Origin of the sequence: Streptomyces sp. NPDC102451 (assembly GCF_044765485.1) — a bacterium.
In the GTDB taxonomy this organism is placed as follows: domain Bacteria; phylum Actinomycetota; class Actinomycetes; order Streptomycetales; family Streptomycetaceae; genus Streptomyces.
The window spans coordinates 66,701-90,722 of sequence record NZ_JBIWKD010000016.1; the positions used below are offsets into that span (position 1 = coordinate 66,701).

Sequence of the window (24,022 nt, forward strand, 5' to 3'; positions counted from 1 at the left end):
GGGTATACTGGGTCCCGTTCGGACGAGGAGCAGGCAATGACGCCAACCACCCCCGGCGCCGCCCGGGTCGAGCTCGCCATCGGCGGCATGACCTGCGCGTCGTGCGCGGCGCGGATCGAGAAGAAGCTCAACCGCATGGAGGGGGTCGAGGCCACCGTCAACTACGCCACGGAGAAGGCCAGGGTCGCTTTCGCTGAGGACATCTCGGTCGACGACCTGATCGCCACGGTCGAGGCCACTGGCTACACGGCCCGGCCGCCCGCCCCGCCCCTGCCGGAGCCCGCCGGGACCGGGACGCCCGACGGCGGCCGGAGCGAGGGTGAGGACGAGCGTGCCGACGGCGAGCTGCGGTCCCTGCGCCAGCGCCTCGTCACCGCGGCCCTGCTCGCCGCGCCGGTCGTCGCGATGGCGATGATCCCGGCCCTCCAGTTCGAGTACTGGCAGTGGCTCTCCCTCACGCTGGCCGCCCCGGTCGTCACGTACGCGGCCTGGCCGTTCCACCGTGCCGCCTGGACCAACGCCCGGCACGGCGCGGCCACGATGGACACCCTGATCTCGGTCGGCACGTCCGCCGCGTTCCTCTGGTCGCTGTGGGCGCTCTTCTTCGGGACGGCGGGGATGCCGGGCATGACGCATCCCTTCGAGTTCACGATCAGCCGGGGCGACGGGGCGGGGAACATCTACCTGGAGGCCGCCGCCGGAGTCACGGCCTTCATCCTGGCCGGCCGGTACTTCGAGGTCCGTTCCAAGCGCAAGGCCGGCGCGGCCCTCAAGGCGCTCATGGAGCTGGGCGCCAAGGAGGTCACCGTGGTGCGCGAGGGCCGTGAGGTCACCCTGCCCACGTCAGGTCTGCGCGTGGGGGACCGCTTCCTGGTCCGCCCCGGCGAGAAGATCGCCACGGACGGGACCGTGATCGAGGGCTCCTCCGCCGTCGACGTCTCGATGCTCACCGGCGAGTCCGTGCCCGTCGAGGTCTCCGCCGGGGACTCCGTCACCGGGGCGACCCTCAACGCCGGCGGCCGCCTGGTCGTCGAGGCCACCAGGGTCGGCGCCGACACCCAGCTGGCCCGGATGGCCGCGCTCGTGGAAGAGGCCCAGAGCGGCAAGGCCGCCGTCCAGCGCCTGGCCGACAGGATCTCCGCGGTGTTCGTCCCGGTCGTCATCGGCCTGGCGCTCGCCACACTCGGCTTCTGGCTCGGTTCGGGCGCCGGACTCACCGCGGCCTTCACCGCCGCCGTCGCCGTACTGATCATCGCCTGCCCCTGCGCGCTGGGGCTGGCCACGCCCACCGCCCTGCTGGTCGGCACCGGACGCGGGGCCCAGCTCGGCATCCTGATCAAGGGTCCTGAGGTCCTGGAGAACACCCGCAGGGCCGACACGATCCTCCTCGACAAGACGGGCACCGTCACCACGGGCCGGATGACCCTGCTGAAGGTCCACGCCTCCGGGACCACGGATGAGGCCGAAGTGCTGAGGCTGGCAGGCGCGTTGGAGCACTCCTCCGAACACCCGATCGCCCGGGCCGTGGCCGAGGGGGCCGCCGCGAAGGTGGGCGCGCTGCCCGCGCCCGAGGACTTCGCCAACGTCCCCGGGCTCGGTGTCCAGGGCATCGTCGAGGGCCACGCGGTGCTCGTCGGCCGCGAGAAGCTGCTGGCCGAGTGGGCCATCGGGCTCCCCGACGAGCTCAGGGAGGCGAAGGACCTGGCCGAGAGGAGCGGGCGCACCGTGATCGCGGTCGCCTGGGACGGCGAGGCACGCGCGGTCCTGGAGGTCGCCGACGCGGTCAAGGAGACCAGCGCCGAAGCGGTCCGGCGGCTGCGTGCCCTCGGACTGACGCCCGTCCTGCTGACCGGCGACAACAAGGCGGTCGCCGAGTCCGTCGCGGCCGAGGTCGGCATCGACCAGGTCATCGCCGAGGTCATGCCGCAGGACAAGGCCGAGGTCGTCAGGAAGCTCCAGGCGGAGGGGCGCACCGTCGCCATGGTCGGCGACGGGGTCAACGACGCCGCGGCGCTCGCCCAGGCCGACCTGGGACTGTCCATGGGGACGGGCACGGACGCCGCGATCGAGGCCGGTGACCTGACGCTCGTACGGGGGGACCTGAGGGTGGCCGCCGACGCGATCCGCCTCTCCCGCAGGACGCTGGGCACGATCCGCTCGAACCTCTTCTGGGCCTTCGCCTACAACGTGGCGGCCCTCCCGCTCGCCGCGGCAGGCCTGCTCAACCCCATGATCGCGGGAGCGGCGATGGCCTTCTCGTCGGTCTTCGTCGTCGGCAACAGCCTCCGTCTGCGCGGTTTCCGGGCCGTCGAGTGAGCCTGCGCGCCTGCCGGGGAGCCCGGGTTCCCCGGCAGGGCGAGGGCTCCGGTGAGCGGGTAGGTTCGGTGGCGTGGCCACTCTGCTGATCGTGCATCACACGCCCTCGCCCAACTGCCAGGCGCTGTTCGAAGCGGTGCTCTCCGGCGCGACGACGGAGGACATCGAAGGCGTACGGGTCGTGCGGCGGGCAGCCCTCTCCGCCACGGCGTCCGACGTACTGGCGGCCGACGGCTATCTGCTCGGCACACCGGCGAACCTCGGATACATGTCCGGCGCCCTGAAGCACTTCTTCGACCAGGTCTACTACCCGTGCCTGGACGGGACGAAGGGCCGGCCCTTCGGCTACTACGTGCACGGCGGCAACGACGTCACCGGCGCCGTACGGGGCATCGAGACGATCACGACGGGCCTCGGATGGCGCCGTGCGGCCGACGCCGTGACCGTCACCGGTGAGCCGGGCAAGGCGGATACCGAGGCGTGCTGGGAGCTGGGGGCGACCCTCGCCGCCGGACTGATGGAGTGACGACCCGCCAGGCAGCCGGAACGAGGCGCGCCCGGCAGCCCCGGCACCGCCCGCACGGCAGCCCCGGCACGGCGCGCCCGGATGCCCGGCGGTGGGTGCCGCGTCAGGCGCGGTCGATGTGCACGCTGGTCGACTTCACGCGGGCCGTGGCCTGCATGCCGACCTCCAGCCCCAGCTCCTCCACGGCTTCCCGGGTCAGGAGCGAGACGAGGCGGTGCGGGCCGGCCTGGATGTCGACCTGGGCCGCTACGTCACCGAGCTTCACCGCGGTGACGATGCCCGGGAAGGCGTTGCGCGCCGAGGTGTAGGAGACCTCCTCGTCGCCGGGCCCGCTCTGGCCCACCTCGATCGAGAACGCCGCCAGATCGCGGCCGTCGATGAGGCGGCGTCCGCCCTCGTCGCGATGGGTCGCGACCCGGCCGGCGTCCGCCCAGCGCCGGGCGGTGTCAGGGCTGACTCCGAGGAGGCGCGCGGCCTGCCCGATGGTGTAGGTCTGCATGCGTCCCATGCTAGAGGCTGCTCTTGCATATGCAAGGTTTACTCGCAGAATTCCTCGCATGTGCGAACCCCTGGAGGGGTGGCGGCGTTCCACTCCGGGATGAGGCCGATCCCCGGCCGGACGCGGAACGCACGGCGGCCGCCCTGGTCGCCGCCGTGCGGGGCGGCGACCGTCCTGATGTCCTCCTGGTCCGCTCAGCGCGGCCTCCAGGTGAGCTTGCCGCCTCCCACCCATCGGATGACGGCCGGGTCGTCGAGGTCGTGGACCCGAATGCCGGCCGCCGCGGCGGCGATCAGGACGTCCGTCATGTCGGTCGCGCCTCCGATCACCGCTCCGTCGATCTCCACGATGCGGAAGGGCGGGTCCCCGGGCTGAACGGGCAGGACGGTGATCCGGGGGGCCGAGGCGTGAGGGCTTTCAGTCATGGGCGGATCGGTTCCACGCGGATGCCCTCGGTATGCCAGGCGGCATGATCTGTGAGTCGTATGCCCGGTTTGCGGTGCTTTTATTAAATTAATCCCGTAATCCATAAAAGGCCATTTCATGTGACCTGGGGCCTTCGCTCGGGAGCAAATCGCCCGAATCGGACTCCGTGACCAGCGTCACCTTATGCGCCCCAGACGCGGGGGTGCGGCAGTCGGTTCCCTTCTGTGCCAAGAGGAGTGGCGGGCGCGATGTGGGGTGGATTACATGAATTCCAAAGAATTGATCTTGCGAATGAATTGTGATCAACGAACCAGGCTTGTTCCTTTCCCTATTTCTCGCCTACGGTCACCATCACTCCGGGCGGAACGCCGAATCCTGCCGCCGTCCGGTGACCTCACCGACCAGTTCTCGTACGGCAGGAGCGGGGGACCCAAGTAAGCGCCGATCCGGTTTCCGGAGCGGCTCGGGGTGAAGTCGCATTCGCATGCGGCCGGGCATCTCCAGCCCGAACCCGACAGCTCACTTCGCAGGCGACGGAGAGGAATTCAGCATGCCCGAGAATGGTAAGCACCGTCGTTTCAGGACCAGTTCGCTGACCCGCGGCATCATCGCCGTGAGCACGGGCGGAGCCGCCCTGGCCCTCCCCGTGATCGGCGCCACCAGTGCCTTCGCCGCCCCGGCCCAGCCGGTCGCCGTCGAAAAGGCCGCAACGTCGACTGCCGTGCCCGGCAAGGGAATTGCCGCGCAGAAGTCGAAGTCCGCCACGTATTCCGTGGTCGTGGGTGACACCCTCGCGAAGATCGCGCGGGAGCATTCCGTGAGCGGTGGCTGGAAGGCGCTGTACGAGGGCAACGAGAAGGTCGTCGGTGGAAACCCCGACCTGATTCACCCCGGTCTCAAGCTGACCCTTGGCGGCAAGGCCGAGAACAAGTCCGCGGACAAGGCCGAATCCAAGGCCTCCTCCGACCGTGCCGAGCAGAGCGCCGACCGCGCCGACCGCTCGGAGCGCACGAGCACCACCGTCGCCGCTGAGGGTGCGCCCGCCGCCGAAGCCGCTCCCGCGGCCGAGCCGGTCTCGTACACGAACGACCTCGACGGCTGGATCAAGGAGTCGCTCGCCGTCATGGCCGAGCACGGCATCCCCGGCAGCTACGAGGGCATCCACCGCAACATCATCCGCGAGTCCGCGGGTGACCCGCAGGCCATCAACAACTGGGACATCAACGCGATCAACGGCGTCCCGTCGAAGGGCCTCCTGCAGGTCATCGACCCGACCTTCCAGGCCTACCACGTGCCCGGTACGTCGATGGACAGCTACGACCCGGTCGCCAACATCACGGCCGCGTGCAACTACGCCGCGGACAAGTACGGCTCCATCGACAATGTCTTCGGCGCCTACTGAGTCCTGCCGAGGCGGGACCACTGACACACGGGTGTGTGTGACAGAGGGACAGAAGTGACGGGTGGTGCGGGTTCGGCGGAACCCGCACCACCCGTCGTCCGTTTTCCGGAGCCACCCGTGTCCTGGGTCCCCATGTCCGGAGCCACCCGTGTCCGGAGGCCCCGGACCGCGCTGTCACGGCCGCCGACAGGCGGGGCGGAGACCGGTTGACTGGTCTCGTACAGGTTCGTCGTCCATACTGCCCGCCGTGGAGCAGCGCATAGATTCGAACACCAAGCCCGAGTTCGCCGCGGGGACAGACCCGGCGTACATCCCCGGCCTGACGGCCCCTGCCCCCGCGCGGACGGAGGCGGAGGAGGCGGCGCCCCAGGGGTCCCTGGAGCCACAGGAGCCCGAGGTGGCCGATGCGGTCCCGGAGGCCGACGTCACGGACGCGCCCGCCGAGGAGGCGGCCGAGGGGCCCGTGGACGGTTCCACGGCGGCCGGGGGCGACGACACGGCCCCGGACGACGGAGCGGCCCCCGGAGCCGTGGGCGGGAGCGCCGACGCCGAGGACGGCCCCGTCTTCGAGGTCAGCGACCGGCGCGGGTCCATCAGGGTGGACGCCGAGGGCGTCCGCTTCACGCTCGACGACCAGGAGGCCGAGTTCGACTGGTCCGAGATCGGCGCGGTCGAGGTCAGGACCGGCCGCTTCGGCCGCCGGTTCACCGTGACCGTCCACCTGTCGAGCCGCCGGTGGTTCAACGCCGAGGTCGAGGCAGGGGCCCGCAGCGACCTCAAGACGTGGACCGCGGAGCTCGACGAGGCGCTGGACGCCCACTTCGAAGAGGCCTGACCTCACGGTCGCCGCCGCGCACCGGGCCGTCCGCCGGCCCGGTGCGCGGCATGCCGTGACGGCGTCAGGCCCCGGCGGCCGTACCGAGCACCACCGACCGCGTCAGATGGCGCGGCTGGTCGGGATCGAGGCCACGGGCCGCCGCGCGGGCGATCGCCAGCCGCTGGACCCGCACCAGGTCGGCCAGCGGGTCCAGTCCGCTCTCCACCCAGCGCGCCCCGGTCGCCTGCACCTGCTCCCGCAGCCCTTCCGGAGCGGTGCCGAACATCCAGGTCGCCGTTCCGGCCGTGGCGATGCTGATGGGGCCGTGGCGGTACTCCATCGCCGGATAGGACTCCGTCCAGGACAGGGACGCCTCCTTCATCTTCAGCGCCGCCTCGTTGGCGAGCCCGACCGTCCAGCCGCGCCCCAGGAAGCTGAACTGGGTGCAGTCCAGGAGCCCCTCCGGCAGCGGCTCCGCCAGTGCGGTCTCCGCGTCCCGGACGACGTCCTCGGTGTGCAGCCCGAGATGGGCGCGGAACAGGGTCAGCGCGGTGGTCGCGAACCTCGTCTGGACCACTGACCGTTCGTCGGCGAAGTCGAGGACGACCACGTCGTCGGCCGCGGCCATCACCGGGGTCCGCGGGTCTGCGGTCACGGCGACGGTCCGGGTGGAGCCCCGCAGCCCGGACAGCAGGCCGAGCACCTCCGTCGTCGTGCCCGACCGCGTCAGCGCGACGACCCGGTCGTACGCGCGCCCGACGGGGAACTCCGAGGCGGCGTACGCGTCCGACTCGCCCTGGCCGGAGTCCTCGCGGAGCGAGGCGTACGCCTGTGCCATGTAGTACGACGTTCCGCAGCCGACGACGGCGATGCGCTCACCGGCGGCGGGCAGGGCCGTCCTCCGGTCGGCAGCCACTTCCTCGGCGCGGCGCCAGCACTCCGGCTGGCCGGCTGTCTCGGTCTCGACATGCGACATGTCCGCACTCCGCTTCCGCTGCTGCTCGCATCTGGTGGGGCGGGGCTGGATGGAACCGACGCCCGCGTGTTCAATTCTGCATGTTAGCCGGGTCAATCGAGCAAGAACAAGCAAAGTGTTTACGTGCCCGTCATCCATGCGGCGTCGGTTTTCAGCCATGCTCGGTGGGTAGCCGACCCGATCCGGTTCTGCCGCGGCTGGGTGGGTATCCGTCGCGCGGCGCGGACCCGGCGGACGACATCCCGTACATCAGGCGGAAAATCGCTCATGCGGCCGATCCGCGGCAACCCCGGACGGTCACCGGCCGACGGCGGGCGGCCAGGTCAAGGGGTGATTTCAAGCCATCAGGACTGCATGTTGGCCGAGTTCGAACGCGCGGCCGGATCGTGGTCGGCATAATCAGCCCATGTCGATCACGGGTGGGGACGTCGTTGACCTCGGCAGCGGGCTGTACGCCTGGCTGCCGCCGAAGCGGGGCTGGGGGCTGGCCAACTGCGGTCTCCTCGTGTCGCCGCGCGGTGCGTTGTGGATCGACACCCCGTACGACACGGTTCTGGCCGGTCAGTTCCTGGTGGAGAGCCAGAAGCGGCTGCCCGACGGGGTGAGCGTCGACCGTGTGATCGTCACCCATGCCAACGGGGACCACTTCTGGGGTGCCGGGGTGCTGCCGGACGCGGAGATCATCGCGACCCGCGAGGCCCGGGAGCACATCCACTACGACCCCACCCCGCAGCAGCAGCACGCCCTGGTGGCCGGAAGTGATCCCTCCACACCCCTCGGCGCGTACCTCGGCCGTCACTTCGGAGTCTTCGACTGGTCGGGCACCGAAGCGGTTCGGCCGACGACCTACTTCACCGGAGAGCTCGAACTGACCCTGGGGGAGTACACCGTCCAGGTGTCCTCCCTGCCGCCCGCGCACACGGCGGGTGACCTGATCGTCCATCTGCCCGCGCAGCGCACGGTGTTCAGCGGAGACGTCATCTTCTCCTCCACCCCGCAGCAGCCCGGTGACCACCCGGTGCACTGGGCGGGACCCCTGGACAACGTGATCGACGCCTGTGAACGAGTCCTGGCCACCGGCGCCGAGGTGATCGTGCCGGGGCACGGCCCGGTGCTCGACCCCGCCGGAGTGCGGGAGCACATGGCCTATCTCGCGTACGTACGCGACCGGGCTCACGCCCTCCACGCGGCGGGCGTGCCCGCGGTCGAGGCGGCCCGCCGGGTCATCGCGGAGGGCCGCTACCCGGCGCTCGGTCTGCCCGAGCGGCTCGTGGTGACCATCGGGAGCGAGTACCGCCACCTGGACGGATCCGAGCTCCCCGGCGTCCTCCAGGTGATGGCCGACGTGGCCGCCGTCGCTCACGGGACCGACGCGGGCTCCGCCGGGGAGCCGGCGTGACGGCCCGCCGGCACGCCGCCCGGACACCCCGCCGACGCGCGGGCTGTCGACCGTCCCCGACAACAGAGACGCGGTGACGCCGTGGTGGCATGGATCGTGGCACTGATCGCCGTGACGGTGGCGATATGGTCGGCCACTCGCACGTATCAGGCCAGACGCGAAGCCTACGGCGCCTCGGCGCGCGTAGAACTGACCGAACGTCAGGCCAAGGCGGCCGAGGCCCGCACCCTCGCCCTCACCGAGGAGATCCGTCAGCTGGCCCGGAAGCGGATACCCGCCGCGGCCACCGCGCTCTCCCACCGGACCGCTGCCGTCCCCGGGCTCCGGGAGGCCGCCGGTATCGAGGGCGATGCCGCGCGGCTGCTGACCGAGGCCGTACAGGCCGCGCGCACGGCGGTCCTGGAGGAGCGTGTACGCGTCGACGCGGCTGCGCGGTCGGCCATGCGCGGTACCTCCGCCAAGATCCAGTCGCTGCTCAACCAGTCCCAGCACCTGCTCCACGAGCTCCAGCACGAGTACGACGACCCGCGGATCCTGCAGCTCGACTTCCGTAACGAACTGGCGCTCCGCCGCACCCAGGCCACGGCCGTCCTCTGCGACGCCTGGCCCGGACTCGCCCGGCAGAACTCCTCGCTCGTCGAGGTCGTGCTCGGGGCCCAGTCACGGGTCCCCGGGTACGAGCGGATCAAGGTCGCCAACCATCTGCGCCAGGAGCGGCTCGCGCTGGTCGCCCGCGCCGCCGAACCCCTCGCGATCGCGCTCGCCGAGCTGCTGGCCAATGCGACGGCGTACTCGCACCCGGACACCGAGGTGCCGGTGACGGTCCAGCAGACCCCGGGGCGCGGCGCCCTGATCCTCGTCGACGACGCCGGGATCGGCATGGACGAAGACGCGCTGGAACGGGCCCGCGCCCTGCTGTCGGGCCCCTCCGAGGTGCTGCTCACCGAGCTGGGGGACCCGCCGCAGACCGGGTTCGCCGTGGTGGGGCGGCTCATCGCGCGGTACGGCTTCAGCTGCCACATCGAGTCGTCGCCGTACGGGGGGATGCGCGCGATGCTGCGTATTCCGGCCCATCTGCTGACCGTGATCGACGACGACCGCACCCTGTCGGTGCTCGCCCCGAAGCCGGTGCGGGCGCGGCCGGCCGGGGCGGCTGCCGAAGGCCCCGAGGTCCTCGCCACGGAGCCCGCCGCACCCGGGCCGGTGCCCGCCGAGCCGGCGGAGTCCGCCGAGCCCCCGGAGCCCGTCGCGTCCGTACCCGCCGAGTCCGTCGTGTCCGCGCCCGCGGAACCCGCCGAGGAAGCGGCGCCTCCCGCAGGGCTGCCCACCCGGCGGCGCAGATCCCGCCGGACGGCCTCCCCGGAGGCGTCGGCGGCCCGGCAGCAGGCGGCCGAGGAGCCCGCGCCCCGTACGCCGGAGCAGGCCGGTGCCGCCTGGGCCGCGCTCCAGGAGGGCACCCTCAGCGGCCGGAAGGCGCCCGCGACCCCGCCGGCGCCCCCGGCATCCCCATCGGACGACCAAGGAGACGACGAGACGTGAGCACCACCCCCACCGCCGGTGATCTCGCCTGGGTGCTGACCCCCCTGCTGGAGCTGCCCGGCGTACAGCACGCCGTGGTCGCCACCGGCGACGGACTCGTCGAGGGCGCCTCGCCCGGCCTGGACCGTGCGTCCGCCGAGCGCGTCGCCGCGATGACGGCCACCCTGCACGCCGCTGCCCGCGCCTTCACCACCGCGTTCACCGAGGCCGAGTCGCCGCGCCTCGCCCAGACGGTCGTGGAGTCCGACCTGGGTTTCGCCGTCGTCGTACCGGCGGGCAAGAACACCACTCTGGCCCTGTTCGCGGCCCCGGACGCGCATCTGGGGAACATCGCCTACCAGATGCAGGTGCAGGTCACCGCGCTCACCAGGGCCATGCACGCCCCCACCCGCCAACCGGACGCTGCCACCCGGCCATGACCCCCGGACCGGGCCGCCGCCTGATTCCCGCCTACCTGGTCACCGGTGGCCGCTCCGCACCCACCGGTCCCGCACTCGACCGGCTCGCCGTGCTCCTCCGTACGGACTCGGCCGTGCCGCCGGAAACCGGTTCGGAGCAGCGCAGGCTGTGTGAGCTCCTGGATCCGGGAGCCCTCACCGTCGTCGAGTGCGCCGCCCATCTGGAACTGCCGGTCAGCGCCACGGTCTTCCTGGCCACGGACCTCGTGGCCGCAGGACATCTGCACGCTCGACCACCGATCCCCAGCGCCGGTGAGATCGACCGGTCGCTCGTCGAGAGGCTGCTCGTTGGACTCCGTTCCCTCCACTGACCGGGGCGGCATCGGCTATCTGCCGAGCGCCGCCGAGACCCTGATGAAACTCGTCGTCACGGGTCCCTTCGGCGTGGGCAAGACGACCCTGATCCGCACGCTGTCGGAGATCCCGACCCTGCACACGGAAGAGGCGATGACGCAGTCCAGTACGGGACTCGACGACACCGCCGGGCTTCCGGAGAAGACCACGACCACCGTCGCCGTCGACTTCGGCCGGCTGACCGTCCAGGACGACCTGGTGCTCTACATGTTCGGCACACCGGGCCAGGAGCGCTTCCTCCCGCTGTGGGAGGACATCGCACGCGGCGCGCTCGGCGCCCTGGTCATCGTCGACACCCGCCGGCTTGAGGACTCCTTCGCCGTCATGGACATGGTGGAGGAGCAGGGGCTGCCGTACGCCGTCGCCGTGAACCGCTTCCCCGACGCCCCCGCCCACGCGGACGAGGTCCTGCGCAAGCACCTCGACCTCGACCCCCGCACCCCGCTGGTGCAGTGCGACGCCCGCGAGCGCCGGGGCAGCATCGACGCCCTGATCGCCCTCGCCGAGCACGCGCTGACCCGCCTGCCCGCGCCCCAGGAATCCTCATGACCCCTCCCGTGACCGGCACTTCGCCCGGCTCCGCCCCCTCGCTCCTCGGACCCCTCGCGCTGTACGGGGCCGGCTTCGCCGCCGATCCGCACGGCCACTACCGCAGGCTGCGCGCCCAGGGGCCGCTGGCCAGGGTGCGCATCGCGCCGGACGTCGACGCGCTGCTGGTCACCGACTACCACGCGGCCGTCGACCTGCTGCGGGACACCGAGACCTTCACCAAGGACCCGCGAGCCTGGCAGGCGGGCATGCCGGCCGACTCGCCGCTCCTGCCCGTGCTCGGCTACCGCCCCACCGCGCTCTTCACCGACGGGACCGTCCACGCCCGCTACCGCGACGCCATCAACGACACCCTCGCGCTGATCGAACCCCACCTGCTGCGCGCCGAGGTCGCCCGGGTCGCGCAGCGGCTCATCGCCGCGTTCTCGGCCACCGGCACAGGTGACCTCATCGCCCAGTACGCCCGCAGGCTCCCCCTGCACGTCTTCACCGCCGCCTTCGGCGTGGACCCCCAGGACACCGAGCGGGTGGTCCGCGGCACCGCCGGAATGATGGACTCCGCGGAGGGCGCGAAAGCGGCGTACGACGATCTCGTGGGTGTCGTCACCGCTCTCGTCTCCGCGCGGCGGCGCCGCCCGGGCCGCGATCTCACCACCTACCTGCTGGAGCATCCGGCCGGTCTCGACGACAACGAGGCCGTGCGCCAGATCACGCTCATCATGAGCGCGGGCCACGACCCCACGACCAATCTCATCGGCAACGCGCTGCTGCGCATGCTCAGTGACACCGGGTACGGCGGCTCCCTGCACGGCGGCGCCATGACCGCGCGGGAGGCGGTCGACGACGTGCTCTGGCGCGACCCGCCGATCGCCAACATGGGCGCGCACTTCCCGCGCCACGACACCGAGTTCCACGGGGTGCCGCTGCGCGCCGGGCAGCTGGTGCTGGTCTCCTTCGCCGCCGCCAACACCCAGTCACCGCCCACCGGTTCGGGCCCCGCGGGGCGCTCCGGCGACGGTGCCCACCTGGCCTGGTCGGCGGGGCCGCACCGCTGCCCCGCCAAGCAGCCCGCCCTGCTGATGGCGATGACCGCGATCGAACAGCTCACCAGTCAGCTCTGCGACCTGGAACTGGCCGTCGAACCCGGCGCGCTCGTCTGGCGGCCGGGGCCCTTCCACCGTGCCCCGGCCCATCTCCCGGTCCGCTTCACACCGCTCGACACGCTCCCCGAACCCGGCGGCACGGGCGCCCCGGACACCGCCGATCACGTTCCGAACCGTGTCGGTGGTACGCCGAACGGGTGAGGGGCGAGAGAATTGCCCGATGAACAGCGAGCGCAGCCGGCGCACAGCCAACCGGCATACGGACGGGGTGGTTCTGTGAGCAGGTACGACAGGTACGACAGGTACGACGCCACCGACGAACAGTGGGAAGGGCTCGCCCAGGTCGTACCCCTGAGGGGCCGTAACGAATGGCCCTCCCGGGTCGACCACAGGACGGTCCCGGACCAGGAGGCGGCCGAGCAGCGGCGCCTGGTCGTCCTGCGGGTCCAGGTCTTCGCGGACGCCCGTGAGGTGGCCGAGTATCTGGTGGCCCAGATCCCGGTCCTGCTGGACCTGACCGGCGCCGAGACCGATGTGGCCAAGCGCATCCTGGACTTCAGCAGCGGTGTGGTCTTCGGACTCGGCAGCGGGATGCACCGGGTGGACCGCAACGTCTTCCTGCTCGCGCCGGTCGGCATGGAGGTCGAGGGGGTCACCGCGGCGGGCGTACCTCAATCGTAGGAAGGTGGTGCGGGCGGAACGGTTCGCCGCTCGGGGGCGTGCGTACGGTCCGTTCATGACTGTGATCTCCACGGGGACGACGGCCCCGGCGCCGTCCGGCGCGGACCGTTCCGCCCGTCCCGCCCGTCCCTTCGTCGGTGAACTCCGGCTCGACTCCTTCGCCTCGCACCGCCGTACCGTCATCCCGCTCGGGCCGTTCACGCTGCTCGCCGGGGGCAGCGGCAGCGGCAAGTCGACCGCCCTGCGCGGGTACGAGGCGCTCGCGCGGCTGGCAGCCGGTGATCCGCTGGAGGACGTCTTCCCCGATCCGGCGGCCTGGGTGCCCGACGGGGCCGGCGCCGACGGGCAGGGGCGGCGCGGATTCAGGCTCGGCTGCACGGTGGAGGGCCCGGCCGGCCCGGTGAGACTGGATCTCGCCGTGCAGGCCGAACCCGCGCTCCGCATCGTCGGCGAGCGGCTGACGGACGGCGACGAGACCCTGCTGAGCACGGCGCTTCGGGATCCCGGGCGCTCCTTCGTCCAGGCCGCCTGGTACACGGCGGGGGCGGTGCCGGTGACGCGTGCCCCCTTCCCCGACGACCGGCTCGGCACGGCACTGCTGCCGTTGCGGGTCGCGGGGACGACGGACGGGCAGCTCAGGGTGCTGGCCGCCGCCGAACAGGTGGTGGTGGCCCTGCGGTCGGCCTTCGTCTGCGATCCCCAGCCGCGGCTGATGCGCGCGCCGGTGCCGGCCGGGGAGGGACGGCTGACCTCCTGCTGCGACAACCTCGCCGATGTGCTGCACCGCACCCACAGCCAGTGCGCGCAGCGGCACGCCCGGCTGGTCGCCTGCGCGGACGCCGGATGCGCGGGGCAGGTGACGGGGCTGACCGCCGCGCTCCTGGAGGACGGGACCGTGCGGGCCCTGGCCGGGCGGGGCCCGGGCCGCAGCACACCCCTCGGCCGTCTCGGCGACGGCGAGCTCAGGTATCTGGCCTTCGCGCTGGTGCTGCTGACGGGCCCCCACGTCCTGGTGGTGGATCCGGCTGCGGAGGTGCCGTCGGCGATGCAGGCCCTCACCGTCCTGGCCGACGGACTCGACCGGGACCTGGACGCGCGGCAGACGGCGGAGCTGCTGGCCCTGGCCGCGTCGATCTGCGCGGACGGGCACATGCGCCTGCTGGGGACGGTCGGTGAGGCGGCCGCCGCAGCCGCCCGGGGGACGGCCGGTGCGACAGTGGTAGACCTGGGGCGGTGACGGAACTTGATGTAGCACAACTGCAGCGGCGGCTGACCGACTTCGCGGAGGCCCGGGCCTGGGAGCCGTACCACACCCCCAAGAACCTCAGCGCCGCGCTGAGCGTGGAGGCCTCCGAACTCCTGGAGATCTTCCAGTGGCTGACGCCGGAGCAGTCGGCGGCAGTGATGGACGACGCCGGTACGGCGTTCCGTGTGACGGACGAGGTCGCGGACGTCCTGGCCTATCTGCTGCAGTTCTGCGCGGTGCTGGGCATCGACCCCCTGGCGGCGCTGGCCGCCAAGATCGACCGCAACGAGGCGCGCTTTCCGGTGCCGGAAGGCGCCGAGGTGACCGAACGTCACTCTTCGGAGTGATCGACTTATCCACAATCGGCTTCCTGTCCACAGATTTCCGATTTCCTCTGGCTTTCGTGTGCCGAGACCCTCACTGTGGGTAATGAAGAGATGAGCGGGTTCTTCTGTACGAGTGGTCTCGGCGACGGGGGAGTGGCATGGAGGCGGAGCGACTGATCGCAGCGGGCCGGAGCGCGCTGGCGGGGAGCCGGGGGGTGCCGGCCGTCATGGCGGAGGCCTGGCAGGCACAGGCACTCGCCCGGGCGGTCGGCGGACAGCTGGCGAGGTACGGACCGGCGGAGTTACGGACGGAGGCGCGCGGGCTCAGCGAGACCTGCGCCCTGGGCAGTGCCGTGCTCGACCACCCGATGGTTCCGGCGGGAGGCGTGCGGGCCTCGCAGCTCACCGAAGTGGATCACGTGCCGAGAACGTTGGCCGCTCTCGCGCTGCTCCTCGGTGAGGCGGGCATCGCGCTGGTGGGGGTGGCCTGCGGCACGGAGGAGGAGGGGCTCTACTGGCAGTGCATCGAGGCGATAGACGCCGTCGACGAGTCCGTGGACCGGGTTCACGGCATGCTGAGACGGCTTGCCGAGCAGGAGCACGAGCAGCAGCTGGAGCGGGAGCGCGACGGCCCTTCCGGGGTGATCCACGGGCCGGCCGGCTTCGTCGCCGGCCAGCCGTGAGCCGGACGGCCGGGCGGCCGGGAAGTGGTGGTCGCGGGGGAAGAAGGAAGAGGGAGGGGGCGCGGCTGGTTCGAAGGTGCAGGATGGAGGCATGGATCTTCGAATCTTCACCGAGCCCCAGCAAGGGGCGAGCTACGACACCCTGCTCACCGCCGCCAAGGCCACCGAGGACCTCGGCTTCGATGCCTTCTACCGGTCGGACCACTATCTGCGCATGGGCTCCGGCGACGGCCTGCCCGGCCCGACCGACGCATGGATCACTCTGGCCGGACTGGCCCGCGAGACCAAGCGGATCCGCCTCGGCACGCTGATGACCGCGGGCACCTTCCGCCTGCCCGGAGTGCTGGCGATCCAGGTCGCCCAGGTCGACCAGATGTCCGGCGGCCGGGTCGAGTTGGGCCTGGGCGCCGGCTGGTTCGAGGAGGAGCACAAGGCGTACGGCATCCCGTTCCCGAAGGAGAAGTTCGGCCGGCTGGAGGAGCAGCTGGCGATCATCACCGGCCTGTGGGAGACCGAGACCGGCAAGACGTTCAGCTACGACGGTACGTACTACCAGCTCACCGACTCGCCGGCGCTGCCGAAGCCTGCCCAGGCGAAGGTGCCGGTCCTGATCGGCGGCCACGGCGCGGTCCGTACCCCGCGGCTGGCCGCGCGGTACGCGGACGAGTTCAACATCCCCTTCGCCTCCCTCGAGGACACCGAGAAGCAGTTCGGCCGGGTCAAGGACGCGGCCGTGGTGGCGGGGCGGGCCCCCGACGACCTGGTGTACTCCAACGCCCTGGTGGTCTGCGTCGGGAAGAACGACGCGGAGGTGGCGCGGCGCGCGGCGGTCATCGGAAGGGACGTCGAGGAGCTCAAGGCGAACGGGCTGGCGGGCTCGCCCGACGAGGTGGTCGAGAAGATCGGCCGGTTCGCCGCCATCGGCTCCTCGCGGATCTACCTCCAGGTTCTGGACCTGCACGACCTGGACCATCTGGAACTGATCTCGTCGCAGGTCCAGTCGCAGCTGGGCTGACAGCCGCCAGCCGCCAGCCGCCAGCCGCCAGCTGACAGCCGACAGCTGACGGGAGGGTCCCGGCCCGCCGAGGGACGGGACCCGCACGACCGCCGGACCGACAGGACCGGCCGACAGCGAGGAGCAGTTGTGGACTCCGCCCGGACACCGGACACCCTGCCCGGCCGGACGCTCGGCGACGCGCTCGCCGAGGGGACGGTCCTGCTGGACGGCGGGCTCTCCAACCAGCTGGAGGCGCAGGGCTGCGATCTGTCCGACGCCCTGTGGTCGGCCCGGCTGCTGAGCGACGCGCCCCAGCAGATCGAGGCCGCCCACACGGCCTATGCGCGGGCGGGCGCGCAGGTGCTCATCACCGCCAGCTACCAGGCGACCTTCGAAGGGTTCGCGCGGCGAGGGATCGGCCGGGCCGGGGCGGCGGAGCTGATGGCCGGCAGTGTGGAGTCGGCGCGCCGGGCCGGCGTGGTGACGGGCCGTGAGCACTGGGTCGCCGCCTCCGTCGGACCGTACGGGGCGATGCTCGCGGACGGCAGCGAGTACCGCGGCCGGTACGGGCTCACCGTCCGGGAGCTGGAGCGCTTCCACCGGCCCCGGGCAGAGACCCTGGCCGAGGCGGGTCCCGATGTGATGGCGCTGGAGACGGTGCCGGACATCGATGAGGCCGAGGCCCTGCTGCGGGCGGTCGAGGGGCTCGGGGTGCCGGTCTGGCTCTCCTACAGCGTGGCGGGGGACCTGACCAGGGCCGGACAGCCTCTGGAGGAGGCGTTCGCGCTGGTCTCCGGCGTGGACCAGGTGGTGGCCGTCGGGGTCAACTGCTGCGACCCCGCCGACGCCGACCGTGCGGTCGAGGCGGCGGCCGCCACGGGCAAACCGGTGGTCGTCTATCCGAACAGCGGGGAGGAGTGGGACGCCGACGGCCGGGGCTGGACCGGGAGAGGCACGTTCGAACCGGGCAGGGTGCGGGACTGGCAGCGGGCGGGCGCGCGGCTGGTCGGCGGGTGCTGCCGGGTCGGCCCGTCCGAGATCGCGGCGCTGGCGGACCGACTGGCGTCGTCGGAGGTGTGAAATTGCCTGGTGGGAGACAGATCACCGGACCATACTCGGACACGTGTTCCTGACTATCAGCACGACCGGCACCCCTGAGCGTCCCGCCACCGATCTCGGTTATCTGCTGCACAAGCATCCCGACAAGGCGCAGACGTTCTCCACCTCGCACGGGACCGCGCAGGTCTTCTACCCCGAGGCGTCAGCGGAACGCTGTACGGCGGCCCTGCTCCTCGAGGTGGATCCGGTGGCGCTGGTGAGGCGCGGCAAGGGCAAGGGCCGGGGCGGAGCCCCCGACGCGGCGCTCGCGCAGTACGTCAACGACCGGCCGTACGCGGCGTCCTCGTTGCTCTCGGTCGCGATGACGACGGTGTTCAAGTCCGCGCTGAACGGGGTGTGCCGGGCGATGCCCGAACGGGCCGAGGAACCGCTGCCGTTGCGGATCGAGGTGCCCGCCCTGCCCGCACGCGGCGGCCCGGAGCTGGTGCACAAGCTCTTCGCGCCGCTCGGCTGGACACGGGTGGACGCCGTGGCCGTACCGCTGGACGAGCAGTTCCCGGAGTGGGGCGACTCGCGCTACGTACGGCTGGTGCTGGAGGGGGAGTTGCGGCTCGCGGACGCCCTCCGCCAGCTGTACGTGCTGCTCCCGGTGCTCGACGACGCCAAGCACTACTGGGTCGCACCCGACGAGGTGGACAAGCTGCTCCGGGCCGGCGAGGGCTGGCTGGCCGGCCACCCCGAGCAGAAGCTGATCACCAGCCGCTATCTCTCCCGGCGCTGGGGGCTCACCCGGCAGGCGATGGAGCGGCTCGAGCTGGTTCGGCTCGCGGAGTCGGACGACCTGGAGGTGGAGAGCGTCGACAACGCGGTCGACGAGACCACCGACACGGAGGAGAAGCCGGTGCCGCTCGCCGAGCAGCGCCGTACGGCGATCCTGGAGGCGCTGCGCGCCGCCGGGGCGGCCCGGGTGCTCGACCTGGGCTGCGGGCAGGGCCAGCTGGTGCAGGCGCTGCTCAAGGACGTGCGCTTCACCGAGATCGTCGGGGTCGACGTGTCGATGCGCGCCCTGACCGTCGCCGCGCGCCGGCTGAAGCTGGACCGCATGGGCGAGCGGCAGGCCGGGCGGGTCACCCTCCGGCAGGGCGCGCTCACCTACACCGACAAGCAGCTGAAGGGGTACGACGCCGCGGTGCTGAGCGAGGTGATCGAGCACCTCGACCTGCCTCGGCTCCCCGCCCTGGAGTACGCGGTGTTCGGCTCCGCGCGACCGCGGACCGTGCTGGTGACGACGCCCAACGTCGAGTACAACGTTCGCTGGGAGACGCTTCCCGCCGGGCACGTGCGCCATGGCGACCACCGCTTCGAGTGGACCAGGGAGGAGTTCCGGGACTGGGCGGAGCAGGTGGCCGGGCGCCACGGCTACACGGTGACGTTCGTGGCCGTGGGCCCGGACGACCCCGAGGTGGGCCCTCCCACACAGATGGCCGTGTTCACGATGACCACGGCCCAGGGCACGACCGCCCACGACACGACCACCCAGGACACGACCGACCAGGGCACGACCGCCCACGAGGCGGCCGCCCGCAGGACGACGAAGGAGGCGAAGGCCGCATGACCAGTACCTCTCGCACGCTGCCGGTGACCGACCTGTCCCTCGTCGTCCTCATCGGCGCCACCGGGTCGGGCAAGTCCACCTTCGCCCGCAAGCACTTCAAGCCGACCGAGATCGTCTCCTCGGACTTCTGCCGGGGGCTCGTCGCCGACGACGAGAACGACCAGAGCGCCAGCCGCGACGCCTTCGACGTCCTCCACTACATCGCGGGCAAGCGCCTCGCCGCGGGCCGGCTCACCGTCGTCGACGCCACCAACGTGCAGCCGGAGAGCCGTAAGCAGCTCGTCCAGCTGGCCCGGCAGTACGACGTGCTGCCCATCGCCATCGTGCTGGACCTGCCCGAGGAACTCTGCCAGGCCCGCAACGCCACCCGGCCCGACCGTGCCTCCATGCCCCGCCATGTCGTGCAGCGCCACCGCCGCGAGCTGCGCCGCTCGCTGCGCGGCCTGGAGCGCGAAGGCTTCCGCAAGGTCCACATCCTGCGCACCGAGGAGGAGGCCGACACCGCCGAAGTCGTCCTGGAGCGCCGCTACAACGACCTCCGGCACCTCACAGGCCCCTTCGACATCATCGGCGACATCCACGGCTGCAGCTCCGAGCTGGACACCCTGCTCGGCAAGCTGGGATACAAGGACGGCACGCACCCCGAGGGTCGTACCGCCGTGTTCGTGGGCGACCTCGTCGACCGGGGCCCCGACAGCCCCGGCGTGCTGCGCCGCGTCATGTCGATGGTGGCGTCGGGCGACGCGCTGTGCGTGCCGGGCAACCACGAGAACAAGCTCGGCCGTTACCTCAAGGGGCGCAAGGTCCAGCACAGCCACGGCCTCGCCGAGACCGTCGAGCAGCTGGAGCGGGAGGACACCGAGCACCCCGAGTTCCGCAAGCAGGTCGCGGAGTTCATCGACGGACTGGTCAGCCACTACGTCCTGGACGACGGCAAGCTGGTCGTCTGCCACGCGGGGCTGCCCGAGAAGTACCACGGGCGCACGTCGGGGCGGGTGCGTTCGCACGCGCTGTACGGGGAGACGACGGGCGAGACGGACGAGTTCGGCCTGCCCGTGCGCTACCCCTGGGCCGAGGACTACCGGGGCAGCGCCGCCGTGGTCTACGGCCACACCCCGGTGCCCAACGCCTCCTGGGTCAACAACACCCTCTGCCTGGACACCGGGGCGGTCTTCGGCGGAAAGATGACCGCACTGCGCTGGCCGGAGCGGGAGATCGTCGACGTACCGGCCGAGCGCGTCTGGTACGAGCCGGTGAAGCCGCTGACCACCGAGGCCCCCGGGGGCCGGGAGGGGCGGCCGCTGGACCTCGCCGACGTGCAGGGCCGCCGCATCGTGGAGACCCGGCACATGGGCAGGGTCGCGGTGCGCGAGGAGAACGCGGCGGCGGCGCTCGAAGTCATGAGCCGCTTCGCCGTCGACCCCAGGCTGCTGACGTACCTTCCGCCGACCATGGCGCCGACCGCGACCTCCCACGAGGAGGGCTTCCTGGAGCATCCGGCCGAGGCGTTCGCGCAGTACCGCGCGGACGGCGTCACCAAGGTCGTCTGCGAGGAGAAGCACATGGGTTCGCGCGCCGTGGCGCTGGTCTGCCGCGACGCCGACGCCGCCCGCGAGCGTTTCGGCGCCGGCGGCCCCACCGGTGCCCTGCACACCCGCACCGGACGGCCGTTCCTGGACGACACGGCGCTCACCGAGGTCGTCCTCGGGCGGCTGCGCGCCGCCGTCACCGCCGCCGGACTCTGGGAGGAGTGGAACACCGACTGGGTGGTGCTCGACGCCGAGTTGATGCCCTGGTCCCTCAAGGCGGCGGGGCTGCTGCGCTCGCAGTACGCCGCGGTGGGCGCGGCCGCAGGCGCGGTCCTGCCCGTGGCGGACCAGGCCCTGACCGCGGCGGCCGCCCGCGGCGTCGACGTCGGAGCCCTGGCCCGCCGCCAGCGGGAGCGCGCCGAGGACGCCGCCGCCTTCACGGAGGCCTACCGCCGCTACTGCTGGAGCACCGAAGGGCTGGACGGCGTCCGGCTCGCGCCGTTCCAGATCCTCGCGGTGCAGGGCCGCTCGCTCGCCTCCGTGCCCCACGACGAGCAGCTGGCGTGGCTGGACCGGCTCGTCGAGCACGACCCGACCGGTCTGCTCCAGGTCACCCGGCGCCTCGTCGTCGACACGGGTGACGAGGCCTCCGTGCGCTCGGGCATCGACTGGTGGCTGGAGATGACCGGCCGCGGCGGCGAGGGCATGGTGGTCAAGCCGCTGGGCGCCCTCGTCCGGGACGGGAAGGACAGGCTCGTCCAGCCGGGCATCAAGGTGCGCGGCCGGGAGTACCTGCGGATCATCTACGGCCCCGAGTACACGCGGCCGGAGAATCTGGAGCGGCTGCGCTCCCGGTTCCTCGGCCACAAGCGCTCGCTGGCCCTGCGGGAGTACGCCCTCGGTCTGGAGGCGCTCGACCGGCTCGCCGACGGGGAGCCGCTGTGGCGGATCCACGAGGCGGTCTTCGCGGTCCTGGCCCTGGAGTCGGAGCCCGTCGACCCGCGGCTGTAGGTCTGTCGCCCGGTCCGGCCGGAATCGGGTGGCGGTTCGCAGGGTGAACGGCGCCCCGCGCGGTGAGGATGAGGGCATGGGATTCCATGTCGATTCCGAGGCCGGGCGGCTGCGCCGCGTCATCCTGCACCGCCCCGATCTGGAGCTGAAGCGGCTCACCCCCAGCAACAAGGACGCGCTCCTCTTCGACGACGTGCTGTGGGTGCGCCGTGCCAGGGAGGAGCACGACGGCTTCGCCGACGTGCTGCGTGACCGGGGCGTGGAGGTGCACCTCTTCGGCGACCTGCTGCGGGAGTCCCTCGACATCCCGGTGGCGAGGCGGCTCGTCCTCGACCGGGTCTTCGCGGAGAAGGAGTACGGCCCGCTCGCCACCGAGCATCTGCGCGCCGCCTTCGAGGAGCTGCCCGCCGCCGAGCTGGCCGAGGCCCTGGTCGGGGGGATGACGAAGCGGGAGTTCCTGGAACGGCACAGCGAGCCGACCTCGGTCCGCTTCCACGTCATGGACCTGGACGACTTCCTGCTCAGCCCCCTGCCCAACCACATCTTCACCCGCGACACCTCCGCCTGGATCTACGACGGGGTGTCCATCAACGCGATGCGCTGGCCGGCGAGACAGCGCGAGACCGTGCACTTCGAGGCGATCTACCGGCACCACCCCCTCTTCACCGGCCCCGAGGCGGGTGTCTTCCACCACTGGTCGGAGGGCCAGGACGACTATCCGTCCACCATCGAGGGCGGCGACGTCCTCGTCATCGGCCGGGGCGCCGTCCTGATCGGGATGAGTGAACGCACCACCCCCCAGGCCGTGGAGATGCTGGCCAGGGGGCTCTTCGACGCCGGGTCCGCCCGGACGATCGTGGCGCTCGACATGCCCAAGCGCCGCGCGTTCATGCACCTGGACACGGTGATGACGATGGTCGACGGGGACACGTTCACCAAGTACGCCGGACTCGGCATGCTGCGCTCCTACACGATCGAGCCCGGCCTCGGCCCGCGTGAGCTGAGGGTCACCGACCACCCGCCCGAGCACATGCACCGGGCGATCTCCGCCGCGCTCGGCCTCGACACGATCCGGGTCCTCACCGCCACCCAGGACGTGCACGCCGCCGAGCGGGAGCAGTGGGACGACGGCTGCAACGTGCTGGCCGTGGAGCCCGGGGTCGTCGTCGCGTACGAGCGCAACGCCACCACCAACACCTATCTGCGCAAGGAGGGCATCGAGGTCATCGAGATCCGGGGCAGTGAGCTCGGCCGGGGCCGGGGCGGTCCCCGCTGCATGAGCTGCCCCGTGGTGCGTGACCCCGTGTGAGACGGGCCCGGACGGCTCCTGTATAGCAATACGGTGCCTCGTATAGACTTCCAGGATAAGCGTCCGTACGCCCTCAGCCCGACCCAGGAGCAGTCACCATGGCCATAGACCTCACAGGCCGCCATTTCCTCAAGGAGCTGGACTTCACGGCCGAGGAGTTCCGCGGCCTGATCGCTCTGTCCGCCGAGCTGAAGGCCGCCAAGAAGGCGGGCGGTGAGGTGCGGCGGCTGTGCGGGAAGAACATCGCGCTGATCTTCGAGAAGACCTCGACGCGCACCCGCTGCGCGTTCGAGGTGGCCGCCGCCGACCAGGGTGCGTCCACGACGTACCTCGACCCCTCCGGCTCCCAGATGGGGCACAAGGAGTCGGTGAGGGACACCGCCCGGGTGCTCGGCCGGATGTTCGACGGCATCGAGTACCGGGGTGACAGCCAGCAGGCCGTCGAGGAGCTCGCGGCGTACGGCGGCGTTCCCGTCTTCAACGGGCTCACCGATGACTGGCACCCCACCCAGATGCTCGCCGACGTCCTCACGATGACCGAGCACAGCGCGAAGCCCCTGGAGGAGATCACCTTCGCCTACCTGGGCGACGCCCGATTCAACATGGGCAACTCCTACCTGATCACCGGAGCCCTGCTCGGTATGGACGTCCGGATCGTCGCGCCCACCGCCTACTGGCCGGTGCAGGAGGTCGTGGACCGGGCCCACGAGCTCGCGGAGTCCAGCGGTGCGCGGATCACCCTCACCGAGGAGGTCACGGAAGGTGTCCGGGGCGCCGACTTCGTCGTCACCGACGTCTGGGTCTCCATGGGGGAGCCCAAGGAGGTCTGGGACGAGCGCATCTCCGCCCTCGCGCCGTACTCCGTGACCATGGACGTCCTGCGCGCCACGGGCAACGACGACGTGAAGTTCATGCACTGCCTCCCCGCCTACCACGACCTCGGTACGAAGGTGGCCCGGGAGGTGAACGAGCGCCACGGCCTGACCGAGCTGGAGGTCACCGACGAGGTCTTCGAGTCCGCGCACTCGGTCGTCTTCGACGAGGCCGAGAACCGGATGCACACGATCAAGGCAGTGCTGGTCGCGACGCTGGCAGACGGCGCGCAGCCCGCATGAACATGCACCCGATTGGGTGAACATGCGTGCAAGTGGCTACGATGGTGCTACTTGGTGGGGTTCGGGCTCGCACGCCCGAGCCCCTTT

Annotated in this window: 23 protein-coding genes and 1 riboswitch; of the genes, 20 read left to right on the forward strand and 3 right to left on the reverse strand. The window is 71.7% G+C overall.

Features of this window, described 5'->3' with window-relative positions; translation table 11 throughout:
• The first annotated feature begins 36 nt into the window (after positions 1–36).
• Both ACIRD8_RS28905 and ACIRD8_RS28910 read left to right on the forward strand, forming a co-directional pair.
• Positions 37–2,316: a heavy metal translocating P-type ATPase gene (locus ACIRD8_RS28905; RefSeq protein ID WP_403997738.1), complete on the forward strand. Its 2,280-nt coding sequence runs from the start codon at positions 37–39 to the stop codon at positions 2,314–2,316.
• A 73-nt stretch (positions 2,317–2,389) separates the two neighbouring features.
• Positions 2,390–2,842, forward strand: coding sequence for a flavodoxin family protein (locus tag ACIRD8_RS28910; protein WP_403997741.1), 453 nt, complete (start codon positions 2,390–2,392; stop codon positions 2,840–2,842).
• A 103-nt stretch (positions 2,843–2,945) separates the two neighbouring features.
• Here the strand turns inward: ACIRD8_RS28910 and ACIRD8_RS28915 are convergent, their stop codons facing one another.
• Together ACIRD8_RS28915 and ACIRD8_RS28920 are read right to left on the reverse strand one after the other, a co-directional pair.
• Positions 2,946–3,341, reverse strand: a complete 396-nt coding sequence (locus tag ACIRD8_RS28915; RefSeq protein WP_403997744.1) for a molybdopterin-binding protein — start codon at positions 3,339–3,341, stop codon at positions 2,946–2,948.
• A 194-nt stretch (positions 3,342–3,535) separates the two neighbouring features.
• The gene (locus tag ACIRD8_RS28920; protein ID WP_403997745.1) at positions 3,536–3,766 is read right to left on the reverse strand and encodes a hypothetical protein; all 231 of its coding nucleotides are present in this window, start codon (positions 3,764–3,766) and stop codon (positions 3,536–3,538) included.
• 357 nt (positions 3,767–4,123) lie between these two features.
• Positions 4,124–4,313: riboswitch (cyclic di-AMP (ydaO/yuaA leader) on the forward strand.
• Between the two features lie 4 nt (positions 4,314–4,317).
• On the opposite strand from ACIRD8_RS28920, the gene ACIRD8_RS28925 reads away from it, so the two are divergent.
• Both ACIRD8_RS28925 and ACIRD8_RS28930 read left to right on the forward strand, forming a co-directional pair.
• The gene (locus ACIRD8_RS28925) at positions 4,318–5,169 is read left to right on the forward strand and encodes a transglycosylase SLT domain-containing protein (protein WP_403997748.1); all 852 of its coding nucleotides are present in this window, start codon (positions 4,318–4,320) and stop codon (positions 5,167–5,169) included.
• Positions 5,170–5,416: 247 nt separating this feature from the next.
• Entirely contained in the window at positions 5,417–6,004 is a 588-nt protein-coding gene (locus ACIRD8_RS28930) for a hypothetical protein (protein ID WP_403997751.1), read from the forward strand.
• A gap of 64 nt (positions 6,005–6,068) precedes the next feature.
• On the opposite strand, the gene ACIRD8_RS28935 is transcribed toward ACIRD8_RS28930, so the two are convergent.
• Positions 6,069–6,962, reverse strand: coding sequence for an SIS domain-containing protein (locus tag ACIRD8_RS28935; protein ID WP_403997754.1), 894 nt, complete (start codon positions 6,960–6,962; stop codon positions 6,069–6,071).
• Positions 6,963–7,368: 406 nt separating this feature from the next.
• Between ACIRD8_RS28935 and ACIRD8_RS28940 the strand changes: the two genes are divergently transcribed.
• The 16 genes from ACIRD8_RS28940 (at position 7,369) to argF (ending at position 23,935) form a co-directional block, all read left to right on the forward strand.
• Positions 7,369–8,361, forward strand: coding sequence for an MBL fold metallo-hydrolase (locus ACIRD8_RS28940; RefSeq protein WP_403997756.1), 993 nt, complete (start codon positions 7,369–7,371; stop codon positions 8,359–8,361).
• A gap of 81 nt (positions 8,362–8,442) precedes the next feature.
• Positions 8,443–9,900, forward strand: coding sequence for an ATP-binding protein (locus ACIRD8_RS28945; RefSeq protein ID WP_403997758.1), 1,458 nt, complete (start codon positions 8,443–8,445; stop codon positions 9,898–9,900).
• Positions 9,897–10,319, forward strand: a complete 423-nt coding sequence (locus ACIRD8_RS28950; protein ID WP_389196566.1) for a roadblock/LC7 domain-containing protein — start codon at positions 9,897–9,899, stop codon at positions 10,317–10,319. The genes ACIRD8_RS28945 and ACIRD8_RS28950 overlap by 4 nt, the downstream gene beginning before the upstream one ends.
• Complete coding sequence (locus ACIRD8_RS28955; RefSeq protein ID WP_403997761.1) at positions 10,316–10,669, forward strand: DUF742 domain-containing protein; 354 nt, start codon at positions 10,316–10,318, stop codon at positions 10,667–10,669. The genes ACIRD8_RS28950 and ACIRD8_RS28955 overlap by 4 nt, the downstream gene beginning before the upstream one ends.
• A complete protein-coding gene (locus ACIRD8_RS28960; protein ID WP_403997764.1) occupies positions 10,647–11,261 on the forward strand; it encodes a GTP-binding protein in 615 nt (204 codons plus the stop codon). Before ACIRD8_RS28955 ends, ACIRD8_RS28960 begins: the two co-directional genes overlap by 23 nt.
• On the forward strand, positions 11,258–12,565 hold the full coding sequence (locus ACIRD8_RS28965; protein ID WP_403997767.1) for a cytochrome P450: 1,308 nt from the start codon (positions 11,258–11,260) through the stop codon (positions 12,563–12,565). The genes ACIRD8_RS28960 and ACIRD8_RS28965 overlap by 4 nt, the downstream gene beginning before the upstream one ends.
• Before the next feature lie 75 nt (positions 12,566–12,640).
• Positions 12,641–13,045 (forward strand): cell division protein SepF, encoded by a 405-nt coding sequence (locus tag ACIRD8_RS28970; RefSeq protein WP_403997770.1) that lies wholly within the window; start codon positions 12,641–12,643, stop codon positions 13,043–13,045.
• A gap of 7 nt (positions 13,046–13,052) precedes the next feature.
• Positions 13,053–14,282, forward strand: a complete 1,230-nt coding sequence (locus tag ACIRD8_RS28975) for an ATP-binding protein (protein ID WP_403998048.1) — start codon at positions 13,053–13,055, stop codon at positions 14,280–14,282.
• Complete coding sequence (locus ACIRD8_RS28980) at positions 14,279–14,638, forward strand: nucleotide pyrophosphohydrolase (RefSeq protein WP_403997773.1); 360 nt, start codon at positions 14,279–14,281, stop codon at positions 14,636–14,638. The genes ACIRD8_RS28975 and ACIRD8_RS28980 overlap by 4 nt, the downstream gene beginning before the upstream one ends.
• Positions 14,639–14,775: 137 nt before the next feature.
• Positions 14,776–15,300 carry a DUF6099 family protein gene (locus ACIRD8_RS28985; RefSeq protein ID WP_403997776.1) on the forward strand — a complete coding sequence of 175 codons (525 nt, stop codon included), beginning with the start codon at positions 14,776–14,778 and terminating at the stop codon, positions 15,298–15,300.
• Between the two features lie 91 nt (positions 15,301–15,391).
• Positions 15,392–16,315, forward strand: a complete 924-nt coding sequence (locus ACIRD8_RS28990) for an LLM class F420-dependent oxidoreductase (protein ID WP_403997779.1) — start codon at positions 15,392–15,394, stop codon at positions 16,313–16,315.
• A gap of 129 nt (positions 16,316–16,444) precedes the next feature.
• Positions 16,445–17,377 (forward strand): homocysteine S-methyltransferase, encoded by a 933-nt coding sequence (gene mmuM, locus ACIRD8_RS28995; RefSeq protein ID WP_403997782.1) that lies wholly within the window; start codon positions 16,445–16,447, stop codon positions 17,375–17,377.
• Between the two features lie 43 nt (positions 17,378–17,420).
• The gene (locus ACIRD8_RS29000) at positions 17,421–18,971 is read left to right on the forward strand and encodes a 3' terminal RNA ribose 2'-O-methyltransferase Hen1 (protein ID WP_403997785.1); all 1,551 of its coding nucleotides are present in this window, start codon (positions 17,421–17,423) and stop codon (positions 18,969–18,971) included.
• On the forward strand, positions 18,968–21,511 hold the full coding sequence (locus tag ACIRD8_RS29005; RefSeq protein WP_403997788.1) for a polynucleotide kinase-phosphatase: 2,544 nt from the start codon (positions 18,968–18,970) through the stop codon (positions 21,509–21,511). The genes ACIRD8_RS29000 and ACIRD8_RS29005 overlap by 4 nt, the downstream gene beginning before the upstream one ends.
• 76 nt (positions 21,512–21,587) lie before the next feature.
• On the forward strand, positions 21,588–22,820 hold the full coding sequence (locus ACIRD8_RS29010) for an arginine deiminase (RefSeq protein ID WP_403997791.1): 1,233 nt from the start codon (positions 21,588–21,590) through the stop codon (positions 22,818–22,820).
• 98 nt (positions 22,821–22,918) lie between these two features.
• On the forward strand, positions 22,919–23,935 hold the full coding sequence (argF, locus tag ACIRD8_RS29015) for an ornithine carbamoyltransferase (protein ID WP_403997793.1): 1,017 nt from the start codon (positions 22,919–22,921) through the stop codon (positions 23,933–23,935).
• Positions 23,936–24,022: the final 87 nt, after the last annotated feature.

Bases quoted from the DNA above. Each gene is read 5' to 3' on its own strand.
- ACIRD8_RS28905 (WP_403997738.1), top strand. From the start codon at position 37: ATGACGCCAACCACCCCCGGCGCCGCCCGGGTCGAGCTCGCCATCGGC.
- ACIRD8_RS28915 (WP_403997744.1), bottom strand. From the start codon at position 3,341: ATGCAGACCTACACCATCGGGCAGGCCGCGCGCCTCCTCGGAGTCAGC.
- ACIRD8_RS28920 (WP_403997745.1), bottom strand. From the start codon at position 3,766: ATGACTGAAAGCCCTCACGCCTCGGCCCCCCGGATCACCGTCCTGCCC.
- ACIRD8_RS28925 (WP_403997748.1), top strand. From the start codon at position 4,318: ATGCCCGAGAATGGTAAGCACCGTCGTTTCAGGACCAGTTCGCTGACC.
- ACIRD8_RS28935 (WP_403997754.1), bottom strand. From the start codon at position 6,962: ATGTCGCATGTCGAGACCGAGACAGCCGGCCAGCCGGAGTGCTGGCGC.
- ACIRD8_RS28940 (WP_403997756.1), top strand. From the start codon at position 7,369: ATGTCGATCACGGGTGGGGACGTCGTTGACCTCGGCAGCGGGCTGTAC.
- ACIRD8_RS28955 (WP_403997761.1), top strand. From the start codon at position 10,316: ATGACCCCCGGACCGGGCCGCCGCCTGATTCCCGCCTACCTGGTCACC.
- ACIRD8_RS28965 (WP_403997767.1), top strand. From the start codon at position 11,258: ATGACCCCTCCCGTGACCGGCACTTCGCCCGGCTCCGCCCCCTCGCTC.
- ACIRD8_RS28985 (WP_403997776.1), top strand. From the start codon at position 14,776: ATGGAGGCGGAGCGACTGATCGCAGCGGGCCGGAGCGCGCTGGCGGGG.
- ACIRD8_RS28990 (WP_403997779.1), top strand. From the start codon at position 15,392: ATGGATCTTCGAATCTTCACCGAGCCCCAGCAAGGGGCGAGCTACGAC.
- ACIRD8_RS29005 (WP_403997788.1), top strand. From the start codon at position 18,968: ATGACCAGTACCTCTCGCACGCTGCCGGTGACCGACCTGTCCCTCGTC.
- ACIRD8_RS29010 (WP_403997791.1), top strand. From the start codon at position 21,588: ATGGGATTCCATGTCGATTCCGAGGCCGGGCGGCTGCGCCGCGTCATC.
- argF (WP_403997793.1), top strand. From the start codon at position 22,919: ATGGCCATAGACCTCACAGGCCGCCATTTCCTCAAGGAGCTGGACTTC.